The organism is Arthrobacter sp. Y3223164, from assembly GCF_059091005.1.
Genome location: NZ_JBNHGF010000791.1, coordinates 1 through 575 on the forward strand (window position 1 = coordinate 1; position 575 = coordinate 575).

Consider the following 575-nt stretch of genomic DNA (forward strand, 5'->3'; position numbering starts at 1 on the left):
GGCTGACCAGCTGCGGCCTGGCCGCGCGGGCCGCCCGCCGGTGCCGGCCCCATGCCAGCAGCCCGGTGAACAGGACCATGGTTTGGTAACAGAGGAAGGCCAGGAAGAACGCCTCCTCCAGCGGCAACTCGGGGCCCAGCATCAGGCCGGTCATCAGCGGCGAGTCGCGGTGCACGAAGATTCCCAGCGCGATCGCCCAGACGTCCCAGGCTAGGAAGTACGCCAGTCCGATGGCCATCGTGACGGCGGCCGCGACCGGGCGGGCGAAGAAGAACAGCCTGTAGCGCGCGTCCAGCAGGGCCATGCAGCCCAGCAGCGCCACCAGCACGGCCAGGTAGATCATGTACTCCTCCCCGCACTGTCCGACGACGGCGCGGGGCCGGGCGCCGCCGGGTCCGGTTCCGGCAGTGCGCCCGGCGTCCCGATCCCCTGCACGGCCTTGAGCACCAGTTCGGCGCTGATCAGGCACATGGGCACGCCAATGCCCGGCCGGACCGAGCTGCCAGCGTAGTGCAACCCGTCGACCCGGCGGCTCCGGTTGCCCGGGCGCAGGAAGGCGCTCTGCCGCAGGGTGT

The 575-nt window shown here is 71.5% G+C and carries 1 protein-coding gene and 1 pseudogene; both read right to left on the bottom strand.

Going from position 1 to position 575, the window contains the following annotated elements:
* The coding region (locus AC5RUJ_RS18035; protein ID WP_494156491.1) for a lycopene cyclase domain-containing protein at positions 1-343 on the bottom strand (343 nt) is incomplete at its 3' end.
* Positions 340-575 (bottom strand): annotated as a pseudogene (locus AC5RUJ_RS18040) (phytoene desaturase); the annotation flags it as partial. The pseudogene AC5RUJ_RS18040 and the gene AC5RUJ_RS18035, both read right to left, overlap by 4 nt.